General features: G+C 59.3%; 25 protein-coding genes, 1 tRNA gene and 3 riboswitches. Of the genes, 16 read left to right on the plus strand and 10 right to left on the minus strand.

Translation table 11 applies throughout. From position 1 onward, the window contains the following. The first annotated feature begins 9 nt into the window (after positions 1-9). Positions 10-100: riboswitch (glycine riboswitch) on the plus strand. A gap of 10 nt (positions 101-110) precedes the next feature. Next, a riboswitch (glycine riboswitch) is annotated at positions 111-212 on the plus strand. Positions 213-286: 74 nt separating this feature from the next. Then, on the plus strand, positions 287-1,549 hold the full coding sequence (locus AMM41_RS16750; RefSeq protein WP_089961849.1) for a D-amino acid dehydrogenase: 1,263 nt from the start codon (positions 287-289) through the stop codon (positions 1,547-1,549). 2 nt (positions 1,550-1,551) lie between these two features. Beyond that, positions 1,552-2,034, plus strand: a complete 483-nt coding sequence (locus tag AMM41_RS16755) for a GNAT family N-acetyltransferase (RefSeq protein WP_089961706.1) — start codon at positions 1,552-1,554, stop codon at positions 2,032-2,034. 194 nt (positions 2,035-2,228) lie between these two features. On the opposite strand, the gene AMM41_RS16760 is transcribed toward AMM41_RS16755, so the two are convergent. The 6 genes from AMM41_RS16760 to cysS all read right to left on the minus strand — a co-directional run bounded on the left by AMM41_RS16760 (position 2,229) and on the right by cysS (position 7,765). Then, positions 2,229-2,321 (minus strand) — tRNA-Ser (locus tag AMM41_RS16760). 17 nt (positions 2,322-2,338) lie between these two features. After that, on the minus strand, positions 2,339-3,601 hold the full coding sequence (locus AMM41_RS16765; protein ID WP_089961709.1) for an aspartate kinase: 1,263 nt from the start codon (positions 3,599-3,601) through the stop codon (positions 2,339-2,341). Positions 3,602-3,748: 147 nt separating this feature from the next. Continuing rightward, on the minus strand, positions 3,749-4,693 hold the full coding sequence (gene tilS / locus AMM41_RS16770; protein ID WP_089961713.1) for a tRNA lysidine(34) synthetase TilS: 945 nt from the start codon (positions 4,691-4,693) through the stop codon (positions 3,749-3,751). A 28-nt stretch (positions 4,694-4,721) separates the two neighbouring features. Further along, positions 4,722-5,696, minus strand: coding sequence for an acetyl-CoA carboxylase carboxyltransferase subunit alpha (locus tag AMM41_RS16775; protein WP_089961716.1), 975 nt, complete (start codon positions 5,694-5,696; stop codon positions 4,722-4,724). 45 nt (positions 5,697-5,741) lie between these two features. Next, entirely contained in the window at positions 5,742-6,392 is a 651-nt protein-coding gene (locus AMM41_RS16780) for a DNA-3-methyladenine glycosylase family protein (protein ID WP_089961719.1), read from the minus strand. Beyond that, positions 6,389-7,765: a cysteine--tRNA ligase gene (cysS, locus tag AMM41_RS16785; protein WP_089961853.1), complete on the minus strand. Its 1,377-nt coding sequence runs from the start codon at positions 7,763-7,765 to the stop codon at positions 6,389-6,391. The genes AMM41_RS16780 and cysS overlap by 4 nt, the downstream gene beginning before the upstream one ends. Before the next feature lie 242 nt (positions 7,766-8,007). Between cysS and AMM41_RS16790 the strand changes: the two genes are divergently transcribed. The 4 genes from AMM41_RS16790 to AMM41_RS16805 are packed head-to-tail and all read left to right on the plus strand — an operon-like array spanning position 8,008 to position 10,610. Continuing rightward, a complete protein-coding gene (locus AMM41_RS16790) occupies positions 8,008-8,514 on the plus strand; it encodes a tetratricopeptide repeat protein (protein WP_089961725.1) in 507 nt (168 codons plus the stop codon). 26 nt (positions 8,515-8,540) lie between these two features. Continuing rightward, complete coding sequence (locus AMM41_RS16795; protein WP_089961729.1) at positions 8,541-9,263, plus strand: peptidylprolyl isomerase; 723 nt, start codon at positions 8,541-8,543, stop codon at positions 9,261-9,263. Positions 9,264-9,267: 4 nt separating this feature from the next. Continuing rightward, positions 9,268-9,774 carry a peptidylprolyl isomerase gene (locus AMM41_RS16800; protein WP_089961733.1) on the plus strand — a complete coding sequence of 169 codons (507 nt, stop codon included), beginning with the start codon at positions 9,268-9,270 and terminating at the stop codon, positions 9,772-9,774. Positions 9,775-9,785: 11 nt separating this feature from the next. Then, positions 9,786-10,610, plus strand: coding sequence for a UDP-2,3-diacylglucosamine diphosphatase (locus tag AMM41_RS16805; RefSeq protein WP_089961738.1), 825 nt, complete (start codon positions 9,786-9,788; stop codon positions 10,608-10,610). Positions 10,611-10,656: 46 nt separating this feature from the next. Here the strand turns inward: AMM41_RS16805 and AMM41_RS16810 are convergent, their stop codons facing one another. Further along, positions 10,657-13,374: a DUF349 domain-containing protein gene (locus tag AMM41_RS16810; RefSeq protein ID WP_089961742.1), complete on the minus strand. Its 2,718-nt coding sequence runs from the start codon at positions 13,372-13,374 to the stop codon at positions 10,657-10,659. Positions 13,375-13,795: 421 nt separating this feature from the next. Here AMM41_RS16810 and AMM41_RS16815 point away from each other — a divergent pair, with 421 nt between their 5' ends. From AMM41_RS16815 to nrdR, 3 genes are all read left to right on the plus strand, one after another. Further along, positions 13,796-14,581 (plus strand): lytic transglycosylase domain-containing protein, encoded by a 786-nt coding sequence (locus AMM41_RS16815; protein WP_194944835.1) that lies wholly within the window; start codon positions 13,796-13,798, stop codon positions 14,579-14,581. 41 nt (positions 14,582-14,622) lie between these two features. Then, positions 14,623-14,793, plus strand: a riboswitch (ZMP/ZTP riboswitch). A gap of 58 nt (positions 14,794-14,851) precedes the next feature. Next, complete coding sequence (glyA, locus tag AMM41_RS16820; RefSeq protein WP_089961752.1) at positions 14,852-16,096, plus strand: serine hydroxymethyltransferase; 1,245 nt, start codon at positions 14,852-14,854, stop codon at positions 16,094-16,096. Between the two features lie 12 nt (positions 16,097-16,108). Then, the gene (gene nrdR / locus AMM41_RS16825; protein WP_089961755.1) at positions 16,109-16,555 is read left to right on the plus strand and encodes a transcriptional regulator NrdR; all 447 of its coding nucleotides are present in this window, start codon (positions 16,109-16,111) and stop codon (positions 16,553-16,555) included. Positions 16,556-16,564: 9 nt separating this feature from the next. Here nrdR and AMM41_RS16830 read toward each other — a convergent pair whose 3' ends face one another. Next, the gene (locus AMM41_RS16830; RefSeq protein ID WP_089961759.1) at positions 16,565-17,188 is read right to left on the minus strand and encodes a GspH/FimT family pseudopilin; all 624 of its coding nucleotides are present in this window, start codon (positions 17,186-17,188) and stop codon (positions 16,565-16,567) included. Between the two features lie 116 nt (positions 17,189-17,304). On the opposite strand from AMM41_RS16830, the gene AMM41_RS16835 reads away from it, so the two are divergent. The 6 genes from AMM41_RS16835 to AMM41_RS16860 all read left to right on the plus strand — a co-directional run bounded on the left by AMM41_RS16835 (position 17,305) and on the right by AMM41_RS16860 (position 23,478). Continuing rightward, positions 17,305-17,772 (plus strand): type IV pilin protein, encoded by a 468-nt coding sequence (locus AMM41_RS16835; RefSeq protein ID WP_089961761.1) that lies wholly within the window; start codon positions 17,305-17,307, stop codon positions 17,770-17,772. Next, positions 17,769-18,401: a hypothetical protein gene (locus AMM41_RS16840; protein ID WP_089961764.1), complete on the plus strand. Its 633-nt coding sequence runs from the start codon at positions 17,769-17,771 to the stop codon at positions 18,399-18,401. Before AMM41_RS16835 ends, AMM41_RS16840 begins: the two co-directional genes overlap by 4 nt. Beyond that, the gene (locus AMM41_RS16845) at positions 18,398-19,615 is read left to right on the plus strand and encodes a hypothetical protein (protein WP_089961769.1); all 1,218 of its coding nucleotides are present in this window, start codon (positions 18,398-18,400) and stop codon (positions 19,613-19,615) included. Before AMM41_RS16840 ends, AMM41_RS16845 begins: the two co-directional genes overlap by 4 nt. Continuing rightward, entirely contained in the window at positions 19,612-20,049 is a 438-nt protein-coding gene (locus tag AMM41_RS16850; protein ID WP_089961771.1) for a type IV pilus modification PilV family protein, read from the plus strand. The genes AMM41_RS16845 and AMM41_RS16850 overlap by 4 nt, the downstream gene beginning before the upstream one ends. A 46-nt stretch (positions 20,050-20,095) precedes the next feature. Then, entirely contained in the window at positions 20,096-21,253 is a 1,158-nt protein-coding gene (gene ribD / locus AMM41_RS16855; protein ID WP_228769328.1) for a bifunctional diaminohydroxyphosphoribosylaminopyrimidine deaminase/5-amino-6-(5-phosphoribosylamino)uracil reductase RibD, read from the plus strand. 689 nt (positions 21,254-21,942) lie between these two features. Continuing rightward, positions 21,943-23,478, plus strand: coding sequence for a class I adenylate-forming enzyme family protein (locus tag AMM41_RS16860; RefSeq protein ID WP_089961775.1), 1,536 nt, complete (start codon positions 21,943-21,945; stop codon positions 23,476-23,478). Positions 23,479-23,489: 11 nt separating this feature from the next. On the opposite strand, the gene xerD is transcribed toward AMM41_RS16860, so the two are convergent. Together xerD and AMM41_RS16870 are read right to left on the minus strand one after the other, a co-directional pair. Further along, the gene (gene xerD / locus AMM41_RS16865) at positions 23,490-24,398 is read right to left on the minus strand and encodes a site-specific tyrosine recombinase XerD (protein WP_089961779.1); all 909 of its coding nucleotides are present in this window, start codon (positions 24,396-24,398) and stop codon (positions 23,490-23,492) included. A 9-nt stretch (positions 24,399-24,407) separates the two neighbouring features. Then, entirely contained in the window at positions 24,408-25,382 is a 975-nt protein-coding gene (locus AMM41_RS16870; protein ID WP_089961782.1) for a tripartite tricarboxylate transporter substrate binding protein BugE, read from the minus strand. A 150-nt stretch (positions 25,383-25,532) separates the two neighbouring features. Here AMM41_RS16870 and AMM41_RS16875 point away from each other — a divergent pair, with 150 nt between their 5' ends. Then, positions 25,533-26,444, plus strand: a complete 912-nt coding sequence (locus tag AMM41_RS16875; RefSeq protein WP_089961785.1) for an AEC family transporter — start codon at positions 25,533-25,535, stop codon at positions 26,442-26,444. Positions 26,445-26,530: the final 86 nt, after the last annotated feature.

The following is a 26,530-nucleotide window of genomic DNA, read 5'->3' on the forward strand; positions in this document are numbered from 1 at the left end:
CCATATTCATCGCCCGCATCGGGAGAGACTGTCAACCGCAGACAGCGCCGAAGGAGCAACCACCCCGGAAACTCTCAGGCCAAAGGACCGATGCAGGTCGACACATCCGTGTCAAAAACTCTGAAGAGCGATCCCGGTTCGTCACCGGGGTCCACCGCAGGAGCAAGCCTCATACGAGGTGAATCTCTCAGGTTTCAAACAGAGGGGGTCATGCCGCGCACATTCGGTGCGCAGCGTGTCCACCTGTTTGAGACGTTGATACTAGAGAACTCCTATGAAAAATCCCATGGTCAAAAAACATATGGTCGTTGTGGGCGGCGGCATCACCGGCGTCACCTCCGCCTACGCCCTGGCCCAACAGGGCATCCAGGTCACCCTGATCGAGAAAAACCGCTACCCCGGCATGGAAACGTCCTATGCCAACGGCGGGCAACTGTCGGCCTCCAATGCCGAGGTCTGGACACACCCGTCCACGATCATCAAGGGCCTGAAGTGGATGCTCAAGAGCGATGCGCCGCTGCTCATGAACCCCGCCCCCACCTGGCACAAACTCAGCTGGATGGCCGAGTTTGTGGCGGCCATTCCCAAATACAAAGACAACACCATCGCCACGGCACGGCTGGCCATCGAGTCGCGCGAACATCATTTCGCCTGGGCCAAGGCTGAGGGCATCGACTTTGACCACAAGCGCGAAGGCATCTTGCACATCTACCGCGACAAAAAAGGCTTTGACCACGCGGGCGAAGTCTCCAAGCTGCTGGCCCAAGGCGGCCTGCCCCGCCGCGCCGTGACACCCGACGAAATGAAAGCCATCGAGCCGACCCTGCAAGGCCAGTACTACGGTGGCTATTTCACCGAAAGCGACTCCACCGGCGACATCCACAAATTCACCTTCGGCCTGGCCAAAGCCTGCGAACGCCTGGGCGTGAAGTTCCTCACCGAGCACGAAGTGCTGAACGTGCAGTCCGATGGCCAAATCGCCAGCGTGCAGGTCAAGCACCAAGGCCAAGTGGACACCTTGACCTTTGACGGCATCGTGGTCTGCGCCGGTGTGCACGGCCGCCGCTTGGCCGCGCAGCTGGGTGACCGCCTGAACATCTACCCTGTCAAGGGCTACTCGATCACCGTAGGCCTGAATGACGCCGCCAGCCAGGCCGCGGCGCCGCAGGTCAGCCTGCTCGATGACGAAACCAAACTGGTCACCAGCCGCCTGGGCGCAGACCGTTTCCGCGTCGCGGGCACGGCCGAGTTCAACGGCATCGACCTGGACATCCGCGCCGACCGCATCAAACCCCTGGTCAACTGGGTCAACGACTGCTTCCCCGGGGTGGACACGCGCCGCGCCGAGCCCTGGGCTGGCCTGCGCCCCATGATGCCCAACATGCTGCCGCGCGTCGGCGCAGGCAAAAAAGCCAACGTGTTCTACAACACCGGCCACGGCCACCTGGGCTGGACGTTGAGCGCCATCACGGCCCATCAATTGGCGGGCCATGTGATGGCCGCTATGCAGGACAATGTGCGCTCCTTCTTGACCCCTGTCACCGCCTGACCATGCCACTTCACATCCTGCCCGTTGATTACCAAAACCCAACCCACCGCAACGCGCTGGTGATGCTGCTGGACGCCTACGCCCAAGACCCCATGGGCGGCGGCGAAGCATTGGCGCAGGATGTGAAAGCGCGGCTGTGCGATGACTTGGCCGCACGCTCCGATGCGGCCAGCTTCATCGCCTGGCTGGACGATGCGCCTGTGGGCTTGGTCAACTGCATCGAGGGATATTCGACCTTCAAAGCGAAACCCTTGATGAACATCCACGACATCGCCGTGCTGCCGGGTCACCGGGGCGCGGGCGTCGGTCAGGCTTTGCTGGCAGCCGCCGAACAACACGCCAAAGAACACGGCTGCTGCAAGCTCACGCTGGAAGTGTTGACCGGCAATGCGCGGGCCTTGAAGAGTTATCTCGGATTTGGCTTTGAGCCTTATGCGCTGGACCCGGCAGCGGGCCAGGCCAGCTTCATGCAAAAGTGGCTTTGAACAGCCCAGACTTGCCCATTGGCTGAAGTTCCACCCATGGTGCGATTCAGACACCGCGGGTTGCACAAATAATTCAGCTTGACCCAAGAAGGCTGATGGGATTGTTTGTCCGATCAAACTGGGTCGACTGAACCCAATTCCAAACACCACAAAAGAAAAAACCCTAAGTAGATCAACTACTTAGGGTTTGGTCTTGGCGGAAACGGAGGGATTCGAACCCTCGATGAGGCTCTACACCCCATACTCCCTTAGCAGGGGAGCACCTTCGGCCACTCGGTCACGTTTCCAATGCGTAAATTATAGCTCAGGCTTGGTCCAGATCGAAGGCTTTGTGCAAGGCACGCACTGCTAATTCCATGTATTTTTCATCGATCACGACCGAAGTCTTGATTTCGGAGGTTGAAATCATCTGGATGTTGATGCCTTCTTCACTCAAGCTGCGGAACATCTTGCTGGCCACGCCCACATGGCTGCGCATGCCGATGCCAACGATGGACACTTTGCAAATCTTGGCGTCGCCCAACACTTCGGCTGCACCCAATGAAGGCAGCACTTTTTCCTTGAGCAAATCAATGGTCTTGGCGTAATCGTTGCGGTGCACCGTGAAGCTGAAGTCGGTCTTGCCGTCTTTGCTCAGGTTCTGAATGATCACATCCACTTCGATGTTGGCGTCGGCCACAGCGCCCAGGATTTGGTAGGCAATGCCGGGCTTGTCGGGCACGCCCAACACGGAAATTTTGGCTTCGTCGCGGTTGAATGCGATGCCGGAAACGACGGCTTGTTCCATTTGTTCGTCTTCCTCAAAAGTGATCAGGGTGCCGGATGCGGCTTCTTCGTTGATGTCGATGTCCCAGGGCGTGAAGCTCGACAGCACGCGCATGGGCACTTTGTATTTGCCTGCGAACTCCACCGAACGGATTTGCAGGACTTTGGAGCCGAGCGATGCCATTTCGAGCATTTCTTCAAAGCTCACGGTGTGCAGGCGACGGGCTTCAGGCACGACGCGGGGGTCGGTGGTGTAGACGCCGTCCACATCGGTGTAGATCAGGCATTCGTCGGCTTTGAGTGCAGCAGCCACAGCCACGGCTGAGGTGTCGGAGCCGCCACGGCCCAGCGTGGTGATGTTGCCCTGGTCGTCCACGCCTTGGAAGCCGGTGATGATCACAACCTTGCCCGCGTTCAAATCACCGCGAACTCGCACATCATCAATCGATTCGATGCGGGCTTTGGTGAAAGCGCTGTTGGTCTTGATGGGCACTTGCCAGCCTGCATAGCTGACCGAAGGCTGGCCTTCGGACTGCAAGGCAATGGCCAGCAGGGCCGACGAAGCTTGCTCGCCGGTCGAGGCCAGCATGTCGAGTTCGCGGCTGTAGTCGTTGCCCGGTTTGGCGGGGGCGAGCTCCTTGGCCAAGCCGAGCAGGCGGTTGGTTTCGCCGCTCATGGCGCTGGGGACCACCACGATCTGGTGGCCAGCGCGGGCCCACTTGGCCACGCGCTTGGCGACATTGCGAATGCGCTCGGTGGAGCCCATCGAGGTGCCGCCGTATTTGTGAACGATCAAAGCCATCTTGAGTGTTTAATTGATAAAAAAACTGGGCAACAGGTGTCTGTTTTCACTGCTGCGAGCATCGGACAAACCCTAGATTGTACCCATCGGCCTGACACCTTCTTGACCTGCTCATGCAGGCCTGCTGGCCATCAAGCCCAGCAGGGTTCAGGCCCTCGTCCAAGACAGCTGGCTGGCTTGACGCAGCACAAAGCCTTGCCCCACTTTCAGGTGCAAGCGATGCCCACGGGTGGTACAGGCCGCCACTTGGTCGAGCAACTCGTGCAGCTGCGCAGTGCTGGGCGTGGTGGCGTGGTGTTGCCTCAACCAGTGTCGCAGCACCAAGGCTTGGCGGGCACGGCTGAGTTGCTGCAAAGCCTGGATGCGTGGTGGCACGCCCACCTGAGTCAAATCTTGCGCAGCCACCTCGTTCAAGACCTCTTGGGCCTGTGCTGCGTGGGTGGCGCTGCGGGCAAATGTGGCGCGAAAAGCAGGCAACGCTTTGGACAAAGCGGGCAGTACTTGGGCACGAATGCGGTTACGGGTCAAGTGCTCGTCCGTGTTGCTGGGGTCTTCAACCCAAGTTTGCCCTTGGCTTTGCAGCCAAACACGCAGGGCCGCACCCGGCACAGCCAACCAAGGGCGGTGCCAGTTCAAGCCCTGTCGCTGCCAGTGCGCCGGCATGCTGGCCAACCCCGGCAAACCTGCGCCGCGAGACAAAGCAATGAGCAGGGTTTCAATTTGGTCGTCCGCGTGCTGGGCCAAAGCCACATCACGCACCTCGGGCCATTCGGTTTGTACCGCCTCGGCCAGCGCCAGGTAGCGGGCCTGGCGGGCTGCATCTTCTGGGCTTTGACCGGGGGCATGAGCAGCCTGAACCCGGCGCACCGCCAAGGGCAAGGCCAATGTCTCGCAAAGTGCTCGGCAGTGTGTCTCAAAACCATCGGCAGCCTCTTGCAAGCCATGGTGAATGTGCACCGCCCTCACCTGTCCTGGCCAACGTCGTTCACAGGCCAACAGCAGCGCGGTCGAATCGGCCCCACCGCTCAAGGCCACGGCAAAAGGAAGGCCCGGGCTGAAATCAGCCAGGGCCTGCTCAAGATTGGGGTTCATGCAAGCGACTCGTCAACCCCCAGCGCACTCACTTGGCTGCTTTGGTATCGGTAAATCGGCCGTAGCTGTTCAGTCGCTCGTAGCGACGCTCCAGCAGTTCCTTGGGTTTGAGGTCGGCCACTTGACGCCATGCATCCCCCAAAGCACGCTTGAGGAAAGACACCATTTGAGCGGTGTCGCGATGCGCCCCACCCACAGGCTCATTGACGATTTTGTCGACCAGACTCAAAGCTTTCAAGCGGTGCGCCGTGATGCCCAAGGCTTCGGCGGCCACTTCGGCTTTCTCGCTGGTTTTCCACAAAATGGAGGCGCAACCCTCAGGGCTGATGACCGAGTAGACCGAGTACTGGAGCATCAAGACTTGGTCGGCCACAGAAATGGCCAATGCACCGCCAGAGCCACCTTCGCCAATGATGGTGGTGATGATGGGCACTTCGAGTTGGGCCATCTCGAAAATGTTGCGGCCAATGGCTTCGGACTGACCACGCTCTTCGGCGTCAATGCCAGGGTACGCGCCGGGTGTGTCAACAAAAGTAAACACTGGAAGCTTGAATTTTTCGGCCGTCTTCATGAGGCGCAAGGCTTTGCGGTAGCCCTCGGGCTTGCTCATGCCAAAGTTGCGCAAAGTTCGCTCTTTGGTGTCTCGTCCTTTTTGCTGGCCCAGCACCATGCAGGCTTGGCCATTGAAGCGGGCCAAACCACCCACAATGGACAAATCATCGGCAAAGTGCCGGTCACCATGCATCTCGACAAAGTCGGTGAAGATGCCTTGGATGTAATCGAGCGTATAGGGGCGCTCCGGGTGGCGAGCGATTTTGGTGATTTGCCAAGGCGACAAATCACTGTAAATGTCCTTGGTCAGCTGATGACTTTTTTTGCTCAGTTGATCGATTTCGAGGGTGATGTCCACCGCCGACTCGCTTTGCACATAGCGCAGCTCTTCGATCTTGGCTTCGAGTTCGGCAACCGGCTGCTCAAAGTCGAGAAATGTTTTTTTGGCCAAGTTTTACTCCTTGTTCATAACCGGGTGGACGCCACGTCCAACCCCTCAATACGCCACGGGAACAGGGTCCAGCGAGCGCCAAATATACCAAGTCGCCACGGTGGCGTAAGGACTCCAGGCCTGCGCGACCTCGCGCGCGTCGCTGCGGCTGACCGGCTCACCTGAAAAATAATTGCGGCTGATGCCGTTGATCAAACCCACATCATCGAGTGGCAACACATTGGGGCGCATGAGGTAGAAAATGAGAAACATCTCGGCGGTCCAGCGGCCAATGCCTCGAATGGCCACCAACTCGTCAATGATGGCCTCGTCGTCCATCTCGTTCCACGCTTTGACGTGCACGGTGCCGGAGCTGAAATGCACCGCCAAGTCCACCAAATACTCCACCTTGCGGGCCGACAAACCGGCGGCACGCATGTCATCGACTTTGAGCTTGAGCACGGCGGCAGGGGTCATGCGCTTGGGCAAGGCCGAAAAACGGTCCCACACCGATTGAGCCGCCTTGACAGAAATTTGTTGGCCCACGATGGACCGGGCCAAAGTGACGAAGGCATCGCCCCGGGTTTCCAAAATGGCATCGCCAAACTGGGGAATCAGTTTTTTCATGACCCGGTCTTTATCGGCCAGGTGCGCGCAGGCCTCGGCCCAATAGGCGGGCGTCACGGGTGTCAAATCTTTGCTGCTCAAAACAGTCACTGCGCCGACTCCCAAGTCGTTCCCGCAGCAGAGTCTTTGAGCACAATGCCTTGGGCCAGCAAATCGTTGCGAATGCGGTCAGCTTCGGCAAAATTTTTGGCCTTTTTGGCGTCGGCTCGTGCCTGAATCTGCGCTTGAATGGCCGCTTCATCCAAACCCGCACCGGATTGCAGGTAAGCCGTGGCGTCGGTTTGCAGCAAGCCCAGCAAGCCGCCCAAGGCTTTGAGCAAGCCCGAACGCTCGGCCGAGCCGCTGCGGTTGACTTCGCCTGCCAACTCAAACAGCACGGCCACCGCCTCGGGCGTCCCAAAATCTTCGTCCATGGCGGCCTTGAATCGAGCAGCCAAAGGGTCAGCCCAGTCGATGGACACTGTTGCGGGCGGCACAGCTTGCAAGGCGGTGTACAAGCGCTTCAAAGCGCCTTTGGCGTCATTGAGGTGCACATCGCTGTAATTGAGCGAGCTGCGGTAGTGGCTGCGCACAATGAAAAAACGCACCGTCTCGGCATCGAATTCTTTGAGCACGTCACGGATGGTGAAAAAGTTGCCCAAGCTCTTGGACATCTTTTCGTTGTCCACATTGATGAAGCCGTTGTGCATCCAAAAGCGGGCCAAGAGCTGGCCGTTGGCACCCTCGCTTTGGGCGATCTCGTTTTCGTGGTGCGGAAACTGCAAATCGGCACCGCCGCCGTGGATGTCAAAGGTCTGCCCCAGCAGCTCGCAAGCCATGGCCGAGCACTCGATGTGCCAACCGGGTCGGCCCGTGCCAAAGGGACTGGCCCATTTCACGTCGTCGGGCTCGGTGGGTTTGGCGCTCTTCCAGAGCACAAAGTCCAGCGGGTCGTTCTTGTCGGTCTCTACGGCCACACGCTCGCCAGCATTCAGCTCGTCCAGCGACTTGCCGGACAACTTGCCGTAACCGGCAAACTTGCGCACCGAATAATTCACGTCGCCATTGCCCGCCCGGTAAGCCAGGCCTTTTTGCTCCAGCGTGCCGATCATGCTGAGCATTTGGGGCACAAAGTCGGTGGCCCGGGGCTCGTGTTGGGGGCGCTCAATGCCCAGGGCGTCCGCGTCTTGGTGCAAAGCGTCGATCATGCGGTCGGTCAGGTGGCGGATGGTTTCACCGTTTTCCAAGGCACGCTTGATGATCTTGTCATCGATATCGGTCACATTGCGCACATAAGTGACTTGGTAACCACTGGCCTTGAGCCAGCGCTGCACCACGTCAAAAGCGATCATGGAACGGGCGTGCCCCAAGTGGCAAAGGTCATAAACCGTCATGCCACAAACGTACATTCGCACATGGCCGGGCTCGGCAGGCGTGAAATCGGAAACAGCACGGCTCAGCGTGTTGAAAATGCGCAGACTCATGTCAAACCACAAAAATTATCGGAAATGAGAACACCGGATCAAACCACCTTGGCACAGGCGCATTGGACCGGAAAAAGCGTTCTAAAAGGCCGCAGTGAAGCTGTGCGGCGAAGAAGTCTCGGGCATGGGGCTGACCCAGCGCTCCGTTACAATGACCCTTCAGTATATCCCCGACCTGCGGCCCCCTGCAGCACTTTGCAGCCATCGGACCCGACACCTACACACCCTTTCTTTTGGCTTGCATGCGACATTTGCTCACACTGACTTGGATGGGTGCCCTGCTGGCATTCAGCACGCATCTGCGCGCCGACATTTACACCGATGTTGACGCCCTGGTGCGCAGTGGACAATGGCAAAAAGCCCAGGCACTGGCCAATCTTCGGCTCCAAACTGCTCCTACAGACCCGCAAATGCGCTTGCTGCAAAGCCATATTCAGGCAGGTTTGGGACAAACCCAGGCGGCAATCCAGACCCTCAAGGCGTTAACGCAATCTTTTCCTGAGTTGGCCGAACCCCACAACAACCTGGCCGTGCTCCTGGCCCAAGACAACCGTCATGAAGAAGCGCTTGAGTCCTTGCAAGCAGCCATCAAGGCACGCCCCGACTATGCTTTGGCACTGGAAAACTTGGGGGATACCCATTTGGCACTGGCCGCCCAAGCCTATGCACAAGCCCTGAAATCGGGTGCGCCTGCGGCCAGGTTGCAAGGCAAAAAACTGGCCACCGAGCAAACCCTGAAAACACCCTGAACGACACCCTGGACCTTGGCAACCACATGACCCAGACCGCACTCGCCCCCCAGCTGCACCAACGCAGACTGACCACATGGGCCGCATTGGCCTTTGTTTTGGCCTCGTTTTTCCCCGTGACAGCCCCAGCACAAACCGTTGGCAGCACAGGCAACACCACCAAAGTCCGCATCAGCACCAGCATGGGTGATATAGACGCTGAACTCTATGCCGACAAGGCCCCCAAAACCGTGGCCAACTTTTTGCAATATGTGAACGACAAGCACTACGACGGCACGATTTTTCACCGCGTGATTGCAGGTTTTATGGTGCAAGGGGGCGGTTATGACGCGCAATACAAAGAAAAGAAAACCCGCGCCCCGGTGCCACACGAAGGACGCCAATCTCTGGCCGCAGGCCTGAAAAACACCACCGGCACGCTGGCCATGGCACGCACCAACGACCCGCAATCGGCCACCGCTCAGTTTTTCATCAATGTGGTGGACAACGCATTTTTGGACCCCACGCCCATCCCCGATGGCGATCCCGTGGCCAAATTCCAATACCAAGGCCGCGTTTACGAAAACGTGGCCCGCGCCCAGCTGCTGGGTGCACCCCAACTGTATGGTTACACCGTTTTTGGCAAAGTCACGTCCGGCATGGACGTGGTCCAAAAAATCAGGACCACCCCCACCGGTGCGGGCGGTCCTTTTCCCGCCGATGTCCCCCGGACACCGGTCCTCATTCAATCCATCACTTTGTTGAAGTAACACCATGAGCAACCCCCAAGTCGAACTGCACATCACTGGCTACGGCGTCATCACCCTCGAACTCGATGCGGAAAAAGCCCCTAAATCCACCGCCAACTTCCTGTCCTATGTGAACAAGGGCCACTACAACAACACCATTTTTCACCGTGTGATTCCGGGCTTCATGATTCAAGGCGGAGGTTTTGAACCTGGCATGAACCAAAAGCCCACCGATGCCACCATCGAAAACGAAGCCAACAACGGCCTCAAAAACAACGAGTACACCGTGGCCATGGCCCGCACCTCGGCCCCTCACTCGGCCTCGTCACAGTTTTTCATCAACGTGGCGGACAACGGTTTTCTGAACCACACGGCCCCTTCCATGCAAGGTTGGGGCTATGCCGTGTTTGGCAAAGTCGTCAGCGGCACCGAGGTGGTGGACCAGATCAAGGGCGTGAAAACCGGCAACAAGGGCGGTCACGGCGATGTGCCTAAAGAAGACGTAGTGATCGAAAAGGCCGTCGCCCTCTGATTGACAACGCCATGCCCAACGGGTCAGCACCCGACGCCCTCAAGCTCGGGCACTTGAGGGCTCCGGCAACTTGGCAATGCGTGGACCTGATCTCGGACCTGCACCTGCAGTCTGCCGAGACGGCCACCTTCGAAGCTTGGCGACATTTCATGCACACGACCTCAGCGCAGGCGGTCCTGATTTTGGGCGACCTGTTTGAAGTCTGGGTGGGTGATGACGCGGTGGACAGTGACCCATTTTTGCAGGCCTGTGCGGACACTTTGCGCCAAACCACTGAGCGCATCACCGTGGGCTTCATGCCTGGAAACCGGGACTTTTTGCTTGGGCAAAACTTTTTGTCCAGCTGTGGGGTGCAGGCCCTGAGCGACCCCACTGTGTTGGAATGGGGCGATTTGCGCCTGTTGCTCAGCCATGGCGACGCCTTGTGTGTGGCCGATTTGGAGTATCAACGCTTTCGCCTGCAAGTTCGCAGCGACGATTGGCAGCATGCCTTTTTGGCTCAACCGTTGCACGAGCGTCTGCGCTTGGCCCGTGCCATGCGCATGCACAGCGAATCGCAAAAACGCAGCGATGCGGTCTATGCCGATGCAGACACCGCGACCAGCCTGGCTTGGTTAAAAGCCGCCGACAGCCGCCACCTGATTCATGGCCATACCCACCAAGCTGCTGACCATTCCTTGTTGGAAACGCCCCACACCCTGCGCCAAGTGCTGAGCGACTGGTCACTCGACCACACCCCGCTCAGGGCACAGGCAATGAGACTCTGGGCAAATGGCCAAACTGAAAGGGTTGACCTTGCACCCAAAGAGCAAGCCACCCGGCCACTGATGCGATAACCAACCCTTTGGAAGAGGGCCTGGTCATCAGCACATCAGTGTCCAATCACGAGCGGAGCAACCCTTTCAAGGCGTTTTGCAAACGACGTGCCGACACCTCGTCGTGCGGACCTGACAACACCTGAGCCACATCCTGGGCCCAAGTCTCTGCAGGACCGGGTTGATTGCGCTGTGTGAGCAATTGCAATTGCAGGGCACGACGCGCGGACAACTGTTCGGCAGGCGTGGGCACTTCAGCAGCCATTTCAAGGCGAAGCAAGGCCGTTGAGGCACTCTCTTTGGCCGGTGAACTCAGGGCCTGAGTCCAGACCTGGCGGGTCGATGCATTGACGGCACGGCCCAACTCCTGTGTGCTCGGCAAGGCATCGGCTTGACGCTCTTGCCAAGCCCCCATGAGACGCGTGAGGGTCTCACCATGGGCTTGGGCGGCCAGCTTGCGCAAAGACATCTCAGCACGCTCCAAGGCCTCGCGCTGAGCACGGAAAGCGGCATCACCCAAACGGGGTCCACGATCTGGCCGTTGCTCAAAGTCACCTCGGCCAGAGCGATCGCGCTCGCCCATGCGAGGCTGGCCACGCTCGCCCATGCGCTCGCCGGGACGGCCTGAGCGTTCGCCCGGACGCGCATCGCGGCGGCCTGTGGGGGCTGGCGCTTCGGTTTTCTTTTGTCCAGGACGGTCATCGCCCCGAACCGCCACCACCCGTTTGGGCGCTTGCACTTTGGCCACAGGTGGCGCCGCAGCGTCGCTCTGTGCACCCGTGTCGCCGGACACTTCCTGACCTTCAGCCGATGGAGCAGACGCCTTGGCCATGTCCGAGCCTTCGCCGTCAGAAGGAGCGGCATCTTGATCAGACGCAGCACCGGATGCGGGCAATTCGGCCCGAACCTCTGGGGCAGGACTCGTTTTTTCAGCCAACACCGCTGCAGCTTGGCCACGCAAAGCGGCGTCGAGTGCGGCCATGGCGGCACGAATTTTGGTGGCATCGCCACTGGCATTGGCCGCTTCCAAAGCTTGAGAGGCGTCGATCACCATGCGGTCGTGTGCATTCAAGGGGGCGGACACGTGCTGGCGCTCAGAGCCCTTGCGCTGGAAAGCTTCATCCAGGGGAGCTCGGAAAATTTCCCACAATTTTTGCTCGGTTTTGCGGTCCAAAGGCACGGACTGGGCCTCGGTTTGCCAACGGGTTTGCAAAGCCTTCACCGCATCCACGCGCAAAGCCGCAGCCGCGCCCAGCTCGCGGGCCTCTTGGATCAAGGCTTGGCGGCGCTCAATGCTGGCCTTTTGTGCGGCCTCCAGTCGGGCTGCTGCGGCCTTGAAAAGGGCTTTCCACTGAGACTGCATTTCAGCAAATGACTTTTCGCTCAAGTGGCCAGCATTGCGCCAACGGTCCGCAAACTGGTGCAAAGCCCGCAATTGGCCACGCCAGTCTTCACTGTCGGCATGCGCGGCAGTGAAAGCTTTGACTTCCTCTATCAGCGCCACACGCTGCGCACGGTGGTCGGCCGATTCTTTTTTGATTTGCTCCAGCCACAACAGCACTGTTTTGTAGGCCTCGTTGCAAGCCGCGTCAAAACGTTTCCACAAAGCGTGGTTGGGCAGGCCACCTTGGTCGGTTTGCTTCCAGCTTTCACGCAGTTGGCGCAGCTTGTCTTGCATTTTGCGCCCCCCCACGGTGGGGGTTTTGTCTTGACCAAGCAAAGCTTCAGCCTGAGCCACCAGGTCTTGACGGATCTGGTCGGCTCGCCAGCGTTGCCAGCCTTCGAGTTCGCCCGCTGCGGTCAAGGCCAAGTGCACACGCTCATCCAAGACCGTGTCCAGATGCTTGCCGTGAACTTTGAGCACCGCACGCAAAGCCACTGCAGCTTCAGCAGACGCTTTTCCTTGACCCTCAGCGGCTTCTTTTTCAACCGCTTCGAGCACGGGCGTGACGGCAGCACTGGCGGCTTCGCGCAGAGCCTGACGTTGCGCTGGATCCAATTTGGGCTTGGCGGGTTTGTCTGTTTTTTCGGTTTTGGCTTGTTCTGCAACGGGGGCTGCCTCTTTGCCCGTGTCACCGCGCAAGCGTCGAATTTCGTCGGCCCAAACAGGCACCGAAGGCAAGGCTGCGGCAGGGTCGGTTTGAGCCAAACCGGCCAAATCCAGAGCTGCTGAAAAACCATCCCAGACCGCTTGAAGTTGTTTACCCGCCACCTCCAGTTGAGAGGGGTACTTCAGGTCCACACTCGGCCAAACCGCATTTTGGGTGAGGGCCAAAGCCTGGGCTTGCCACTGCACCACATCCGCTTGCAAACCCGCATGACCGCTTTGGGCTTCAATCAAATGTTTGGTGGAAAGCACTTCCACACGCTGCGCCAACAAAACGGCCGCCTCGCGCTGCACCATGACTTGGTGCTGCAAGTCTTCGACTCCTTTGACCACTTCGGCCAATCGCAATTTCAGGCTGGCCAAAGGTTCGCGCGACAAGGGGGCACCGGCCTTGGCCGCATCACGCTGCCATGCCAAGGCATCGGCAATGTTCAAACGCGGTGCCATCAGCATGTGTTCGGCTTTCTGGCCCCAATCACTGGCCAAAGCCTCCTGTCCGTGGGCGCGTTTGATCTCGTCGAGTTTTTCCTTGAGGATTTTGGCCACACCTTTGTCACGGCTGGCCAGTTCACGGTAAACATCGTTGAGCAATGCCTCTGCAGGCTCGGAGGCCAACCACTCACGCAAACGGGCGCTGCGTTCACCGGATGTGGCGGCATTGAAGATACCGGCCGTCATGGGATCGAGGGCGGCAAGGTCAAAAGGCTTGAATGATGAGGTCACGGTAAAAAACTTTAAAACACGTTGGGTGCCAAGACGGCGGCGGGCCGACAGACTCGACCCCTGGGGACCAACTCGGCAACACAAACGCGTATTTTCGCCGGGATTTGCACGCGACAGAAAGCGGAACGCGAATCCAAGCGAAACAGGACGGTTTTCAGAGCCAAAAAACCATCTATATATTCAATAAAATCTATCAAACAAAATTTAAATACTTGACGGGTTATTAAAATTTCTTAAAATTTGCCACACATCGGCACCACTAGGGATAACCCGAGCATCAGCCGATTCGCTGCAAACCCCTCCTGGTCTGCAGCCTCGGCCCCCCTACCAAGCGTTTGCCTGCGGCATGTTCACGCTTGACACGAGAGGAGTTTTTTTGAAATCCCATTTGAATCTGTCCGAATTCTGGCGAAGCTTCACCACCTTGAGCGGCGACGTGCGCGAAGGTTTTGTAGAAATCACACGGCACAGCCTGGCCCTGCTGGGCATGGCTGTGGTGGCTGTGGCCTTGACTTTTTTTGCCCGCCCCGGTTTGCAGGTCTATGCCAGTGAAACCTTGATGAGTTGGCTCGAAATGCGCCAAGCTGAGACGCTGGACATCGACATCTTGCTCGAAGGCGCATCACGTTCGACCGCAACGAGCGTGAAAAGTCTGCCCAAAGACCAAATGGCTGTGACCCAATGGCTCAGCCGCAAGTACAAAGTGTCGCCCGAACCCGTGGGCGCACTGGTGTCAGAGGCCTGGTCGGTAGGTGAGCGCAGCCAAATCGCACCGACTTTGATTTTGGCGGTGATGGCCATTGAGTCACGCTTTAATCCCTTTGCTTCGGGTTCACAAGGTGGCATGGGATTGATGCAGATCGAGCCCAATGCCCACAGTCAGGCCTTGACGCCTTTTGGGGGCCGATTGGCCGCGTTCGATCCTTTGACAAACCTGCGCGTAGGCACGCGCCACTTGCAGTTTTTGATTCAACAATCGAGCACCGTTGAAGATGCGCTGCGGCTTTATGCCGCCGACTCAGGACAAGCCAGGGACGAGACCTACATTGACCGCGTCTTGAGCGAACAAAAACAGCTGGACAAAATCACGCAAGGATTCAAAACAGCTGGGGTTGCGCCATCGCATTCTGGCGGGACAAAAACCACTCAATTTCCGCTTTGATCTCGGGCCTTGACCAGGGCCTGAAAACCCTCGGCTACACTAGCCGGGTGCGCAACTGGCGATAGGGGCGGCGTTCTGGCTCTCAAAAAGCCAGCGACTGCTCTGACGTGGATTGTGGTGGATGCTCCACCCTGAACCACTGGGAAGCGTGCAACCGGCTGTCGCTTTTTGTCATGCCCAGCCGGTCTCAGCCGTTCGCCTGGGCAGCCCTTGTCAAAAACAACCCCATCTTCGTTTTTATTCAAGGTCACTTCCATCCAAAGGACTGCCATGTACCACCGCAACATTCTGATTGAACAAACCGACCCCGAGCTGTTCGCTGCCATCCAGGCCGAAAACGCCCGCCAAGAACACCACATCGAGCTGATCGCCAGCGAAAACTACGCCTCGCCCGCCGTGATGGCCGCACAAGGCAGTCAGTTGACCAACAAATACGCCGAAGGTTATCCGGGCAAGCGTTATTACGGCGGTTGCGAGCATGTGGATGTGGCCGAACAATTGGCCATTGACCGCGTCAAGCAAATTTTTGGCGCTGAAGCCGCCAACGTGCAGCCGCATTGTGGTGCCTCGGCCAACGAAGCCGTGTTTCTGGCTTTCTTGAAGCCCGGCGACACCATCATGGGCATGAGCTTGGCCGAAGGCGGTCACCTGACCCACGGCATGCCGCTCAACATTTCCGGCAAATGGTTCAACGTGGTGTCTTACGGCCTGAACGCGCAAGAAGCCATCGACTACGAGGCCATGGAAGCCAAAGCCCGTGAAACCCGACCCAAGCTGATCATTGCCGGTGCTTCGGCCTACTCGCTGCACATCGACTTTGAGCGCTTTGCCAAAATTGCCAAAGAAGTTGGCGCGATCTTCATGGTCGACATGGCCCACTATGCGGGCTTGATCGCTGCGGGCCAATACCCCAACCCCGTGCCCCACGCCGACGTGGTCACTTCGACCACCCACAAGAGCTTGCGCGGCCCCCGTGGCGGCATCATCTTGATGAAGGCCGAGCACGAAAAAGCCATCAACAGCGCCATCTTTCCCGGCCTGCAAGGCGGCCCGCTCATGCATGTCATCGCAGCCAAAGCGGTGGCCTTCAAAGAGGCTCTGGCACCTGAGTTCAAGGCCTACCAAGCCCAAGTGGTCAAAAACGCGCAGATCATTGCCGAGACACTGACCGCTCGCGGCCTGCGCATCGTCAGCGGCGGCACCCAAAGCCATGTCATGTTGGTGGACCTGCGTGCCAAAGGGATCACCGGCAAAGTTGCAGAAGCCGCATTGGGCAACGCCCACATGACCATCAACAAGAACGCCATTCCGAACGACCCAGAAAAGCCGTTCGTGACCAGCGGCGTGCGCATCGGCACCCCTGCCATGACCACCCGCGGCTTCAAGGACGAAGAAGCCCGCGCCACGGCCCACCTGATTGCGGATGTGCTGGACAACCCGCTGGACGAAGCCAATTTGGCCGCCGTGCGTGCCAAGGTGCATGCGCTGACCAGCCGTTTCCCCGTTTACGGCTGATCGGTCCACACGATGAAATGCCCGTTTTGCGGTCACCTCGAAACGCAAGTGGTCGAGACCCGTTTGGCCGAGGACGGGGATTTCATTCGGCGGCGTCGCCAATGTGGGGCGTGTGAAAAGCGCTTCACCACCTACGAAAAGCCCGAAGTCAACTTTCCGGCCATCGTCAAAAAAGACGGTCGGCGCATCGATTACCAGCGAGAAAAACTGCGCGGCAGCCTCAACTTGGCTCTGCGCAAAAGGCCCGTCAGCATCGAACAACTCGATGCGGCCATGGAACGGATCGAGGAAAAACTGCTCAACTTGGGCACACGCGAAGTGGCTTCACACCGCATTGGTGAATGGGTCATGCGTGAATTGCAAAAACTCGACAAAGTCGCTTATGTGCGCTTTGCCAGTGTCTACCGCAATTTTGAAGATATTGACGACTTCAAAACCTTGGTTGACGAAGTCCGCTAAAATTTTTGCTCAAGGGCATGTCGGCCCCTGAAAGAGGCGGCAATCGCAGTCCTTGGTCGGTATTTTTTCCAACTTGGGGCGTCCCATAGCATTGCTGACCACTTGCCAACCGTGTGGCAAATTAGCCGAACAAAAGCGCCAGGTGCCCGCCATGAAGGCCCCGCTGAGGCTCACGCTTCTTCCCTCACCGCCATAAGAAAAATAAGACTTGACGGTATTGGTGACCGTCAATTGAAAACCCTCGGGCATGGCGTCTTGTCGCTCGACGATCACCTCTCCCGGATCTCTGCGGGCGCTGTTGTTGCTGTCCACAAACACCAGCCAGCCCTGCTGCCAACGCCCCTCAGGATCACATGAATGACCATGTGAAGCAGCACTTGCACACACGGTCACCCTTTGCTGGCGATGCAGCGCTTCCGAGCGAGCCAAGACCAAGCTGCTCAAAAAGGCCTCGGCCCGTGCTTGCAGCCGATGCTGTTGCCGCAAGTCCGACAAAGTCGGCACAGCGATGGCCATCAACACACCCACCAGCGCCAGCACCACCAAGGCCTCCAGCAAACTGAAGCCCCGCAGCGTTTGCGCACAGCGCGGGTCATGGGGCCACGGGCGGGGTGGCAGCGTTTGGCGATGCATGGCTCATCCTCCTGGGTTCATGTGTGCGCATCGTGCCCACAAGCAGGCCCTCATCTTGAACTGTACAAAATGAATACACAAGACCACAATCAAAACCAAATCAAGGGAGTCATGCCATGCACCTTTTGGGTCGCCATCCCCCAGACACCACCACCGCCCAGTTTCGGAATCGGGGATTCACGCTGACCGAGCTGCTGATCAGCTTGGCGCTGATGGCCGTTCTGGCGGCCTTGGCCCTGCCGGCTTACCAGCAACAACAACGCCAGACCCGACGCATTGACGGTCAAGCCGCTTTGCTGCAATTGCAAATGGACCAAATCCGCTGGCGCAGTGCCCATGACCAGCATGCCGATGCCCTGAGCACTTTGGGCTGGACCACCGACCGATCCAGCCAAGCCCATTACCAACTGCGCATCACCTTGGCCGATGCCGACGGCTTCACCTTAGAGGCCACCCCCGTGGGGGCCCAATCGGCCGACGTCCAGTGCGCGCCCTTGCGGTTGACGTGGCAAGCACCCGCCAACGCTTTGCTCAGCGCGGGCCCTCACTGGAGCGCTGACCCCGACCGTTGCTGGAAAAAATGAGCACCAACCGCCACCGCCTTCAAAAAGGTGAGACCTTGACCGGGCTGCTGGTGGGCCTTGCGCTGGGCATGGTGGTGCTGGCCGCAGGCAGCACCATGCTGACCCGTCAATTGCGTGGTCACCGCCAGGCACTGCATGACACCCACCTGCACCACGATCTGCGTTCGGCCATGGACTGGATGGCCAAAGAATTGCGCCAAGCGCAGTACTCGGCCAAAGCCTGGGAAACACGCAGCCCAACCCTGTGTCTGGACGATTTTTGCAAGGATGCACAAGATTTCAGCGTGAGCGGCGAAACTCTGGCCTTCAGTTATGACCGCAACCACAACGGGCAGCGCGAGAAAGACGAATGCATGGGTTTTCGGCTCTCGTCGCAAACCATCCAAATCAAACGTTCATGCCAAGATGCGGGGGATTGGCAAGCCATCACCGACACCAGCAGCCTGAAAGTCAGCGCACTGCAGTGGACACTCCATTGCTCAGCTGCACAAGGTTGGCTGCGCCGCTCGGTGCAGATGACGCTGAGCGCTGCATGGCCACAGGACCCCGGTCGCACCATGAGCCTCACTCAAACCGTGCGCTTGCAAAACGATTTGCCCGCCAGCGTCCAATCGAAGTTTTGCCCATGACGCGCTCCCCTGCCCTCGGCCCGCAGACGGGTGCCATCACTTTGCTGATGGCCATGACCTTGGTGATGCTGGCCAGCCTGGCCAGTTTTTACAGCGCCCGCAGTGCCCAAATGGACCAGCTGGCCACTTTCAACCACGCCCGAAGCCACCAAGCCCGATGGGCCGCCACGGCCGCTTTGGCGGGAGCACAAGCTTTGTTGTTGGACACAAACACCCCGTTAGACAGCCTTTTGCAGGCTTTGACCCCCTGCCCCGAAGGGGTCACCGGGCCCCAGTGGCAGTGCATTCGGCTCACGCCCGAACAACACCCTGCCATACCGCAGGCCCAGCTGAGCACCACCGCCGTGCGCGACTTGGTCGAGTCGCCCCATGTGCTGACACTGCACGCCAGCGCCCGCATGGGCACACCACACAGTCAAGCGCTGGTCAAAGAAAGTGTGTTCGTCCCTACGGTGGCCCCAGCGCCCGACTTGCAAGAGCCCGCTACGCTGGTGCTCAACGGTTGCGTGACCGAAGCCTCCGGGGCCAAGCTGCGGGTGTGCCCTTGGGTCAGCAAGGGCGAAGCCTGCGTCAGCACCGCCAAAGGACCCGCAGTGTTGACGCATTTTGTGGTGGACACCAACCGCAATGGCAGCATTTCAACGGCAGAGAAAAATGCCTGCCTGGCTTTGAGCACCACCAGCTTGCCCGGCGGTGGCAGCAAAACGGGGCCAAGCCAAGCTGTGCCGCGCAGCCCCTGCACCCGCGCTGCTTGGCAAAGTGTGCTGGGCTCCATCACCGACGCGCAACTGCAAGCTTGGTCCACCGCTCAAGAACGCAACGGCTTGACAGCGCAAACCACCCCACCACGCTCGATCTACTGGATCGACAGCCCCAACGACTGGCAGCAAAGCGTGGGCACGGCCAACACCCCGGCACTGCTGGTGTTTTCTGCCAAAGCTTGCGCCCTGCGCTGCCCGCGCATCTCTGCCAACACCGTCATCTACGGCAGTGTGTTGATCGACTCGGGCTGCAACGACGACAAAATGCGCGGCTGGCAAGGCGGCACCATTGAAGGCCAACTGGTGGTGCAATCAGGCATTCCTGAATGGCGATCAGGCACAGTACTGGCCCGCCCGGCTGGGCGCAATGCTTACATCCTGAACTGGCCGGACGGCATGGACGCCTCGCGTGTTCAACGGGTCAACGGCAGTTGGACCGCCAGCACGCCATGAAAGGTGCCCAACACCCCCAGCAAGGCATGGCCTTGATCGAAGCCTTGATCGCTTCGGCCGTGCTGGGCATTGGCCTGCTGGGTGCGACACAACTGACCTTGAAAACTTTGCAACTGAGCCGCGAAAGCCGTCAACACGCGGCAGCTCAAAGGCTGGCCCAAGAAGGCCTGGACTGCTGGGTGGCCAGCATCCGGGGCAGCGCCCATCCATGCGCATCCGATGAAACCATCCTGGTTCAAGGGGTGCAATACAGCCGACAAACCAGCAGTACGCCACGCGGCAATGGGCTCATTCAAGACTTGCAAGTGCGCGTGACCTGGACAAACAGCGGCAAGCCCGGCAAAGGCCCCGACACTTCGGGCACACCTTCAGAAAACCGCATCGAATGGCACAGCAGTGTCTCGGCTCTGCCCTCCTGGGTATCCGGGCCATAATTGTTTTTTAAGGCAAAGCGCCTCGATACCCCATTTTTTGACCACCGTGCCAGCTTCAAACGCCCCCTTCTCACCTTTGCTCACGCCCCTGCAAACGGCCCTCCACTTGGCCCGTCAGGCTTTGTGGCTGACCTCGCCCAACCCGCGTGTGGGCTGCGTTATCACCGCTGCTGACGGCACGCTGCTGGGCCAAGGCCACACCCAACGTGCAGGCGGCCCGCATGCCGAAATCATGGCCTTGCGCGACGCGGCCGAGCGCGGCCACAGCGTGCAAGGTGCCACCGCCTGGGTCACGCTGGAGCCCTGCGCTCACCAAGGCCGCACCGGACCCTGTTGCGATGCGCTGGCAGCGGCTGGCATTGGGCGCGTGATCGCGGCCATGACCGACCCCAACCCGAAAGTGGCAGGCCAAGGCATGGCACGTTTGGCAACTGCGGGGGTGCAAACCGAAACGCTGGGCCCCAGCTCAGACGAAGCCATTCAAGCGCGTGAGCTGAACATCGGATTTTTCAGCCGCATGGAGCGTGCCCTGCCCTGGGTGCGCATGAAGGTGGCCACCTCACTCGACGGGCAAACCGCCTTGCAAAACGGCCAAAGCCAGTGGATCACCGGACCCGAGGCCCGCGCCGACGGCCATGCCTGGCGTGCCCGTGCCTGCGCCATCCTGACCGGCATCGGCACCGTGCTCGAAGACGATCCGCGACTGAACGTGCGCGGCCTTGATGTGCCTCGCCAACCGCATCTGGTGGTGGTGGACAGCCGCCTGGACATGCCTTTGAACGCCAAACTGCTGGACACCCAAGGCACAGGCGAGCAAGCCCGCCAAATCTGGATTTACACCGCCACCGCCCCGCAGGACGCACAACATGCGGACAAACGCGCAGCACTGATCGCACGCGGCGTCACCCTGATCGACATGCCCGGCCCGGGCGGCAAAGTCGATCTGGCTGCCATGCTGCGCGACCTGGCCCGGCGCGAGATCAATGAGCTGCATGTGGAAGCCGGACACAAACTCAACGGCTCCTTCATCCGTGAAGGGCTGGTGGACGAATACCTCGTCTACATCGCCCCCCAGCTGCTCGGCCCTGGCCAAGGCATGGCCAATTTGCCTGCGCTGACGGCCCTGAGCGACTCCGTGAAGTTGGCCTTCCACGCGGTGGACCGTGTCGGCCCGGATGTGCGTTTGCTGCTGCGCCGCGCCTGACCACGTGCACCTTGGGCGCATGCCCTGTGAAGTTTCAAGCTTGTATCAGGGCGCAGCGATCCGCTTTGCAATCGGTGTCGGAGCCCCGCCCTCGGGGCGATGGGTGGTGTCCTGCGAGGCTTTTCGCGACGGGGGCGTCGCTCCTACAGGGACAGTGCCCTGCATTTTGTAGGAGCCCCGCCCTCGGGGCGATGGGTCTTGGTCTGCGAGGCTTTTCGCGACGGGGGCGTCGCTCCTACAGGGACAGTGCCCTGCATTTTGTAGGAGCCCCGCCCTCGGGGCGATGGGTGGTGGTCTGCGGGGGTTATCGCGACGAGGGCGTCGCTCCTACAGGGACAGTGCACTGCATTTTGTGGGAGCCCCGCCCTCGGGGCGATGGGTGGTGGTCTGCGGGGGTTATCGCGACGGGGGCGTCGCTCCTACAGGGGGAATGCCTGCAGTTTGTGGGGGGCCCATCCCTCGGGGCGATGGGTCGTGGTGTGCGAGGCTTTTCGCGATGGGGGCGTCGCTCCTACAAAAAATCGTGGATGCAAACATCATCGTGCCGGATCAATCGGGCGCCTGCCCGCAGGCCAGTTCCTTCTGCTCCGACATGAGGGCTTGGCGTGTCAGTGACCAAGACGTCCAAGCGACAAACTGCGTTCGGCAGTCGGGGTCAAAATAGCGGCACTTTTGCTGGAGACATTGAATTGAACCTTGCCCACTTGCTGCAACGCCAAGCCCGCATGGCCCCCGAGCGCCCGGCCATCTTCAGCGGCACCTCATGTGTGGCCACCCATGGGCAGTGGGCGCAGCGCTGCCAGCACTTGGCGGTGCAGCTTCAAGCTGCAGGCTTGCAACCCGGCGACCGCGTGGCGCTGTTCATGCGCAACCATGTGCGCTACCTCGAGGTGGTGTTTGCCGCCTGGTGGGCAGGTTTGGCGGTGGTGCCCATCAACGCCAAACTGCATGTGCGCGAAGCGCAATGGATCATCGACAACGCCCAGGCCCGCTGGGCCTTTGTGACGGCCGACATCACCAGCGACACCGGTGAAAACCTCTCGGGTCTGGAACGCGTGATCGATGTCGACAGTGCCGAGGCCCATGCGCTTTGGCAATTGCCCGCATCCCCCATCGACACCCCGATCACCGAGCGCCAGGCCGATGACTTGGCGTGGCTGTTCTACACCAGCGGCACCACCGGCCGGCCCAAAGGCGTGATGATCACGCACCGCAACCTGATGACCATGGGCTTGGGCTATTTCTGCGATGTGGACGCCGTCAGCCCGCAAGACACCATCGCCTACGCCGCCCCCATGTCGCACGGCGCGGGCATTTACGCCATTCCACACCTGATGGCCGGGGCCTGGCACATGGTGCCGCCTTCCGGTGGGTTCGATCCGGCCGAGTTGTTTGCCTTGGGCCAACAAGTCGGGCCGCTGTCGATGTTTGCAGCCCCCACCATCGTCAAGCGACTGGTGGACCATGCTGAGGCTGCTGGGCTTTCGCAACAAGCTTGTGGTCAATCCTTCAAGACCGTGGTCTACGGCGGAGCGCCCATGTACGCGGCCGACATGCAGCGGGCGCTGCGGGTCATGGGGCCGCGTTTTGTGCAGATTTACGGACAAGGCGAAAGCCCCATGGTGGGCACGGCCCTGTCGCGCCACCATCTGCAAGACACCCAGCACCCCCGGCACCTGGACCGCCTGGCCTCGATTGGTGTGGCGCAAACCCCGGTGAACATCCGCGTGACCGACGAGCAAGGCCGCGACTTGCCACTGGGCGAGATTGGCGAAGTGCTGATTCAGGGCGACAGCGTGATGGCCGGCTACTGGCGCAACCCCGAGGCCACGACCAAAGCCATCCAAAACGGCTGGCTTTTCACGGGCGACATGGGCTGTCTGGACGCCGATGGCTTTTTGACCCTGAAAGACCGCAGCAAAGACATGATCATCAGCGGCGGCTCCAACATCTACCCGCGCGAAATCGAAGAAGTGCTGCTGCACGCACCGGGTGTGGCCGAAGTGGCCGTGGTGGGCGCACCGGACCCTGAATGGGGCGAGGTGGTGGTAGCGTTTGTGGTGCCACAAGCAGGCCACACCCCCGACACCGCTGCACTGGACGCGCTGTGCCTGCAAGAGATCGCCCGCTTCAAACGCCCCAAACGCTACGTGGTGGTGGACAGTTTGCCCAAAAACAATTACGGCAAGGTGCTCAAAACCGAACTGCGGCAACGCTTGGTCTGAAGCAACCGACTTCAGCCTCGCGGGTGGTGCTGCGCGTGCAGGGCTTTGAGCCGTTCACGGGCCACATGGGTGTAGATGGTGGTGGATGAAATATCGGCATGCCCCAGCAGCATTTGCACGGCCCGCAAATTGGCCCCGTGGTTGAGCAAATGGGTGGCAAATGCATGGCGCAAAGTGTGGGGCGACAGCGGCGAAGTGATGCCCGCCTCCATGGCGTAGCGCTTGACCAAGCTCCAGAACATGACGCGGGACATGCCCGTGCCGGGTTTAGGGCCACTGGAAGTGACAAACAAATCTTCACTGAGGCGCGACCCCAACAAAGCCGGGCGCACCTGGCTCACATAGCGCTGCAACCACACCCGAGCCTCGTCCCCAAACGGCACCACGCGCTCCTTGCTGCCCTTGCCCGTGATGCGCAAAACGCCCTCATTGAGGCTCACATGCAGGGTTTGAAGGGATACCAGTTCGGTGACCCGCAAGCCACTGGCATACATCAACTCCAGCATGGCACGATCACGCAAGCCCAACTCGGTGCTCACATCAGGGGCCGACATCAAAGCGTCAATTTGTGATTCGCCCAAAGTGCCAGGCAGCTTGAGTGCCTGTTTGGCAGCCAATAGGCGCAAGCTCGGGTCAGCTGGCATCCTGCGCTCGCGCAAAGCCCAACGAAAAAACCGCTTGAAAACCGTCAGGCGGCGGTTGGCAGAAGTTGCTTTGGATTGGACGTAGCGCTCAGCAAAATAAGCCTGCAGGTGCGACTCTTGACTGGCCAACACGGCCAGCCGATGCGTCAAGAAGAGCCAATGGGCGTAAAGCGTCAAGTCCTGACGGTAGGCCGCCAAGGTATTGGCGGCCAAACCATCTTCCAGCCACAGGGACTCCACAAACAGATCGATGGCGTCCTGGCTGGCCTCATGCATGGATGTGCATCAGTCGAGCTTGAGTTTTTGCTGCTCCACCACTTTTTTGTAGACCTCAAATTCGGCCTTGATTTGAGCGGCAAACTCATCGGGTGTGTTGGCCACCACCAAAGAGCCCGTGTCTTGAATGCGCTTGGACACGGCTGGATCTTGCAAGGCTTTTTTCACACCGGCGCTGATCTTGTCAACCACCTCTTTGGGCAGATTTTTCGGACCCAAAATGCCGTAATAAGCCATGCGGTTCACCGGCTCCAAGCCCACTTCTTTGAAGGTGGGCACATTGGGCAACTGCGGCAAGCGCTGGGGAGCAGCCACAACAATGGGCACCAAACGACCTTGCTGAATGAAGGGCAAGGCCGAGGGCATGTTGTCAAAAATGATCGGCACCTGGCCCGCCACAGTGTCGTTCAGGGCTGGACCTGCACCACGGTAAGGAATGTGGGTGATGAACACCCCGGCCAGACTCTTCCACAACTCGGTTTGCAAATGACCAATGCCCCCTGTGCCCGAAGAAGCATAGGAGTATTTGCCGGGGTTTTTCTTCAACTCTTCAATGAAACCCTTGTAGTCTTTGGCTGGAAAACTGGGGTGCACGGCAATCACGTTGGGCGTGGCTGCGATGTTGATGATGGGGGTGAAATCGGTGGTCGGGTTGTATGGAATTTTGGGGTTGATGGCCGGATTGGCAGCAGTGGTTGACACGGTGGCCATGCCCAAGCTGTAACCATCGGGTGCTGAGCGAACCGTCTCCGTAGCCCCCACCACGCCGCCGCCGCCGGCCTTGTTTTCGACAATCACGTTTTGACCCAAGGCTTTGCCCAGGGGCTCTGCAATGACTCGGGCCACGATGTCGGTCGTACCGCCCGGCGCAAAAGGCACTTGCAGTTTGATGGTTTTGTTGGGGTAAGCCTGGGCCCAGACGGAACCAACGGCTGCGGTGCTGGCCGCCATCACGGCTACGGAAATCCAATCGCGTCGCTTCATTCAAAAACTCCTTGAAATAATCACATCATATTCAATCGCCAGGGCCTGCCTGGGTCAAAAAAGGCCAAAAACCCTCCGATGGAGGTCTTCATCGCCCCAAGGTGACAGCTGTGTACCCTGAAGATCTATAGGCGCAGTTATCCTAGCTGAGTGAACTTTGCCCAACTCCTCTTTCCAGACTTTTCCCTGATTTTGTGCGGCTACTTGCTTTGCCGCTTCACGGCATTGGGGCGCTCAGTGTGGCAACCGGTTGAAAACCTGGTGTATTTTTTCCTTTTCCCGGTGCTGTTGTTTCACTCCATCGTGAAAAGTCCGATCGACTTGGGTGCAGCCTCGAGCTTTATTGGCGCAGGGGTCAGTTTGGCGTTTTGTGCCATCGCTTTGTCCTACAGCCTGCCTTATTGGCCGATTTTGGGCCGTCAACTCGACCGCCGTGACCATGCTGCTGCTGCCCAAATTGGTTTTCGTTTCAATTCCTTCATGGCCCTGGCCCTGGCCGAACGCCTGGGCGGACCCGAAGGTTTGTTGATGATTTCCATGTTGATCGGGGTGTGTGTGCCACTGTTCAACATCGGCGCCGTCTGGCCCATGGCCCGGCACGCCAAAACCGGGTTTTTAAGGGAATTGGTGCGCAACCCCTTGATCGTGGCCACGGGCTCAGGCCTGATCGCCAATTTGGCGGGATTTCGAATCCCTGTTTGGCTGGACCCCAGCTTGGGTCGCATTGGGGCCGCTTCATTGGCCTTGGGACTGATGGCCGCAGGTGCGGGGATGCAGCTGGGCTCTTTGCGCCAAGGCCAACTGCTGGGCTTGAGTGTGCTGGGCATCAAGCATTTGGCGATGCCCTTGATGGCCTTGGGTTTGGCCCAATGGTTCCAGCTAGGAACCTTGCAAACCACCGTGCTGCTGACTTTTTCGGCCTTGCCCACAGCATCAACATGCTATGTTTTGGCCGCACGCATGGGTTACAACGGCCCTTATGTGGCAGGACTGGTCACGCTGTCCACCCTGTCGGGCATGTTGAGCTTGCCTTTTGCCTTGGGTATTTTGAATACTTTGTAAGTAAAATAAAAGTACTTACTTTTCGGAGGTACTTGTGAACTCACCCCAACCATGGCTTGTGCGTGCCATCCAAGCATGCAGAGGAA

This window comes from Limnohabitans sp. 2KL-3 (assembly GCF_001269405.1).
Classification (GTDB): domain Bacteria; phylum Pseudomonadota; class Gammaproteobacteria; order Burkholderiales; family Burkholderiaceae_C; genus Limnohabitans_A.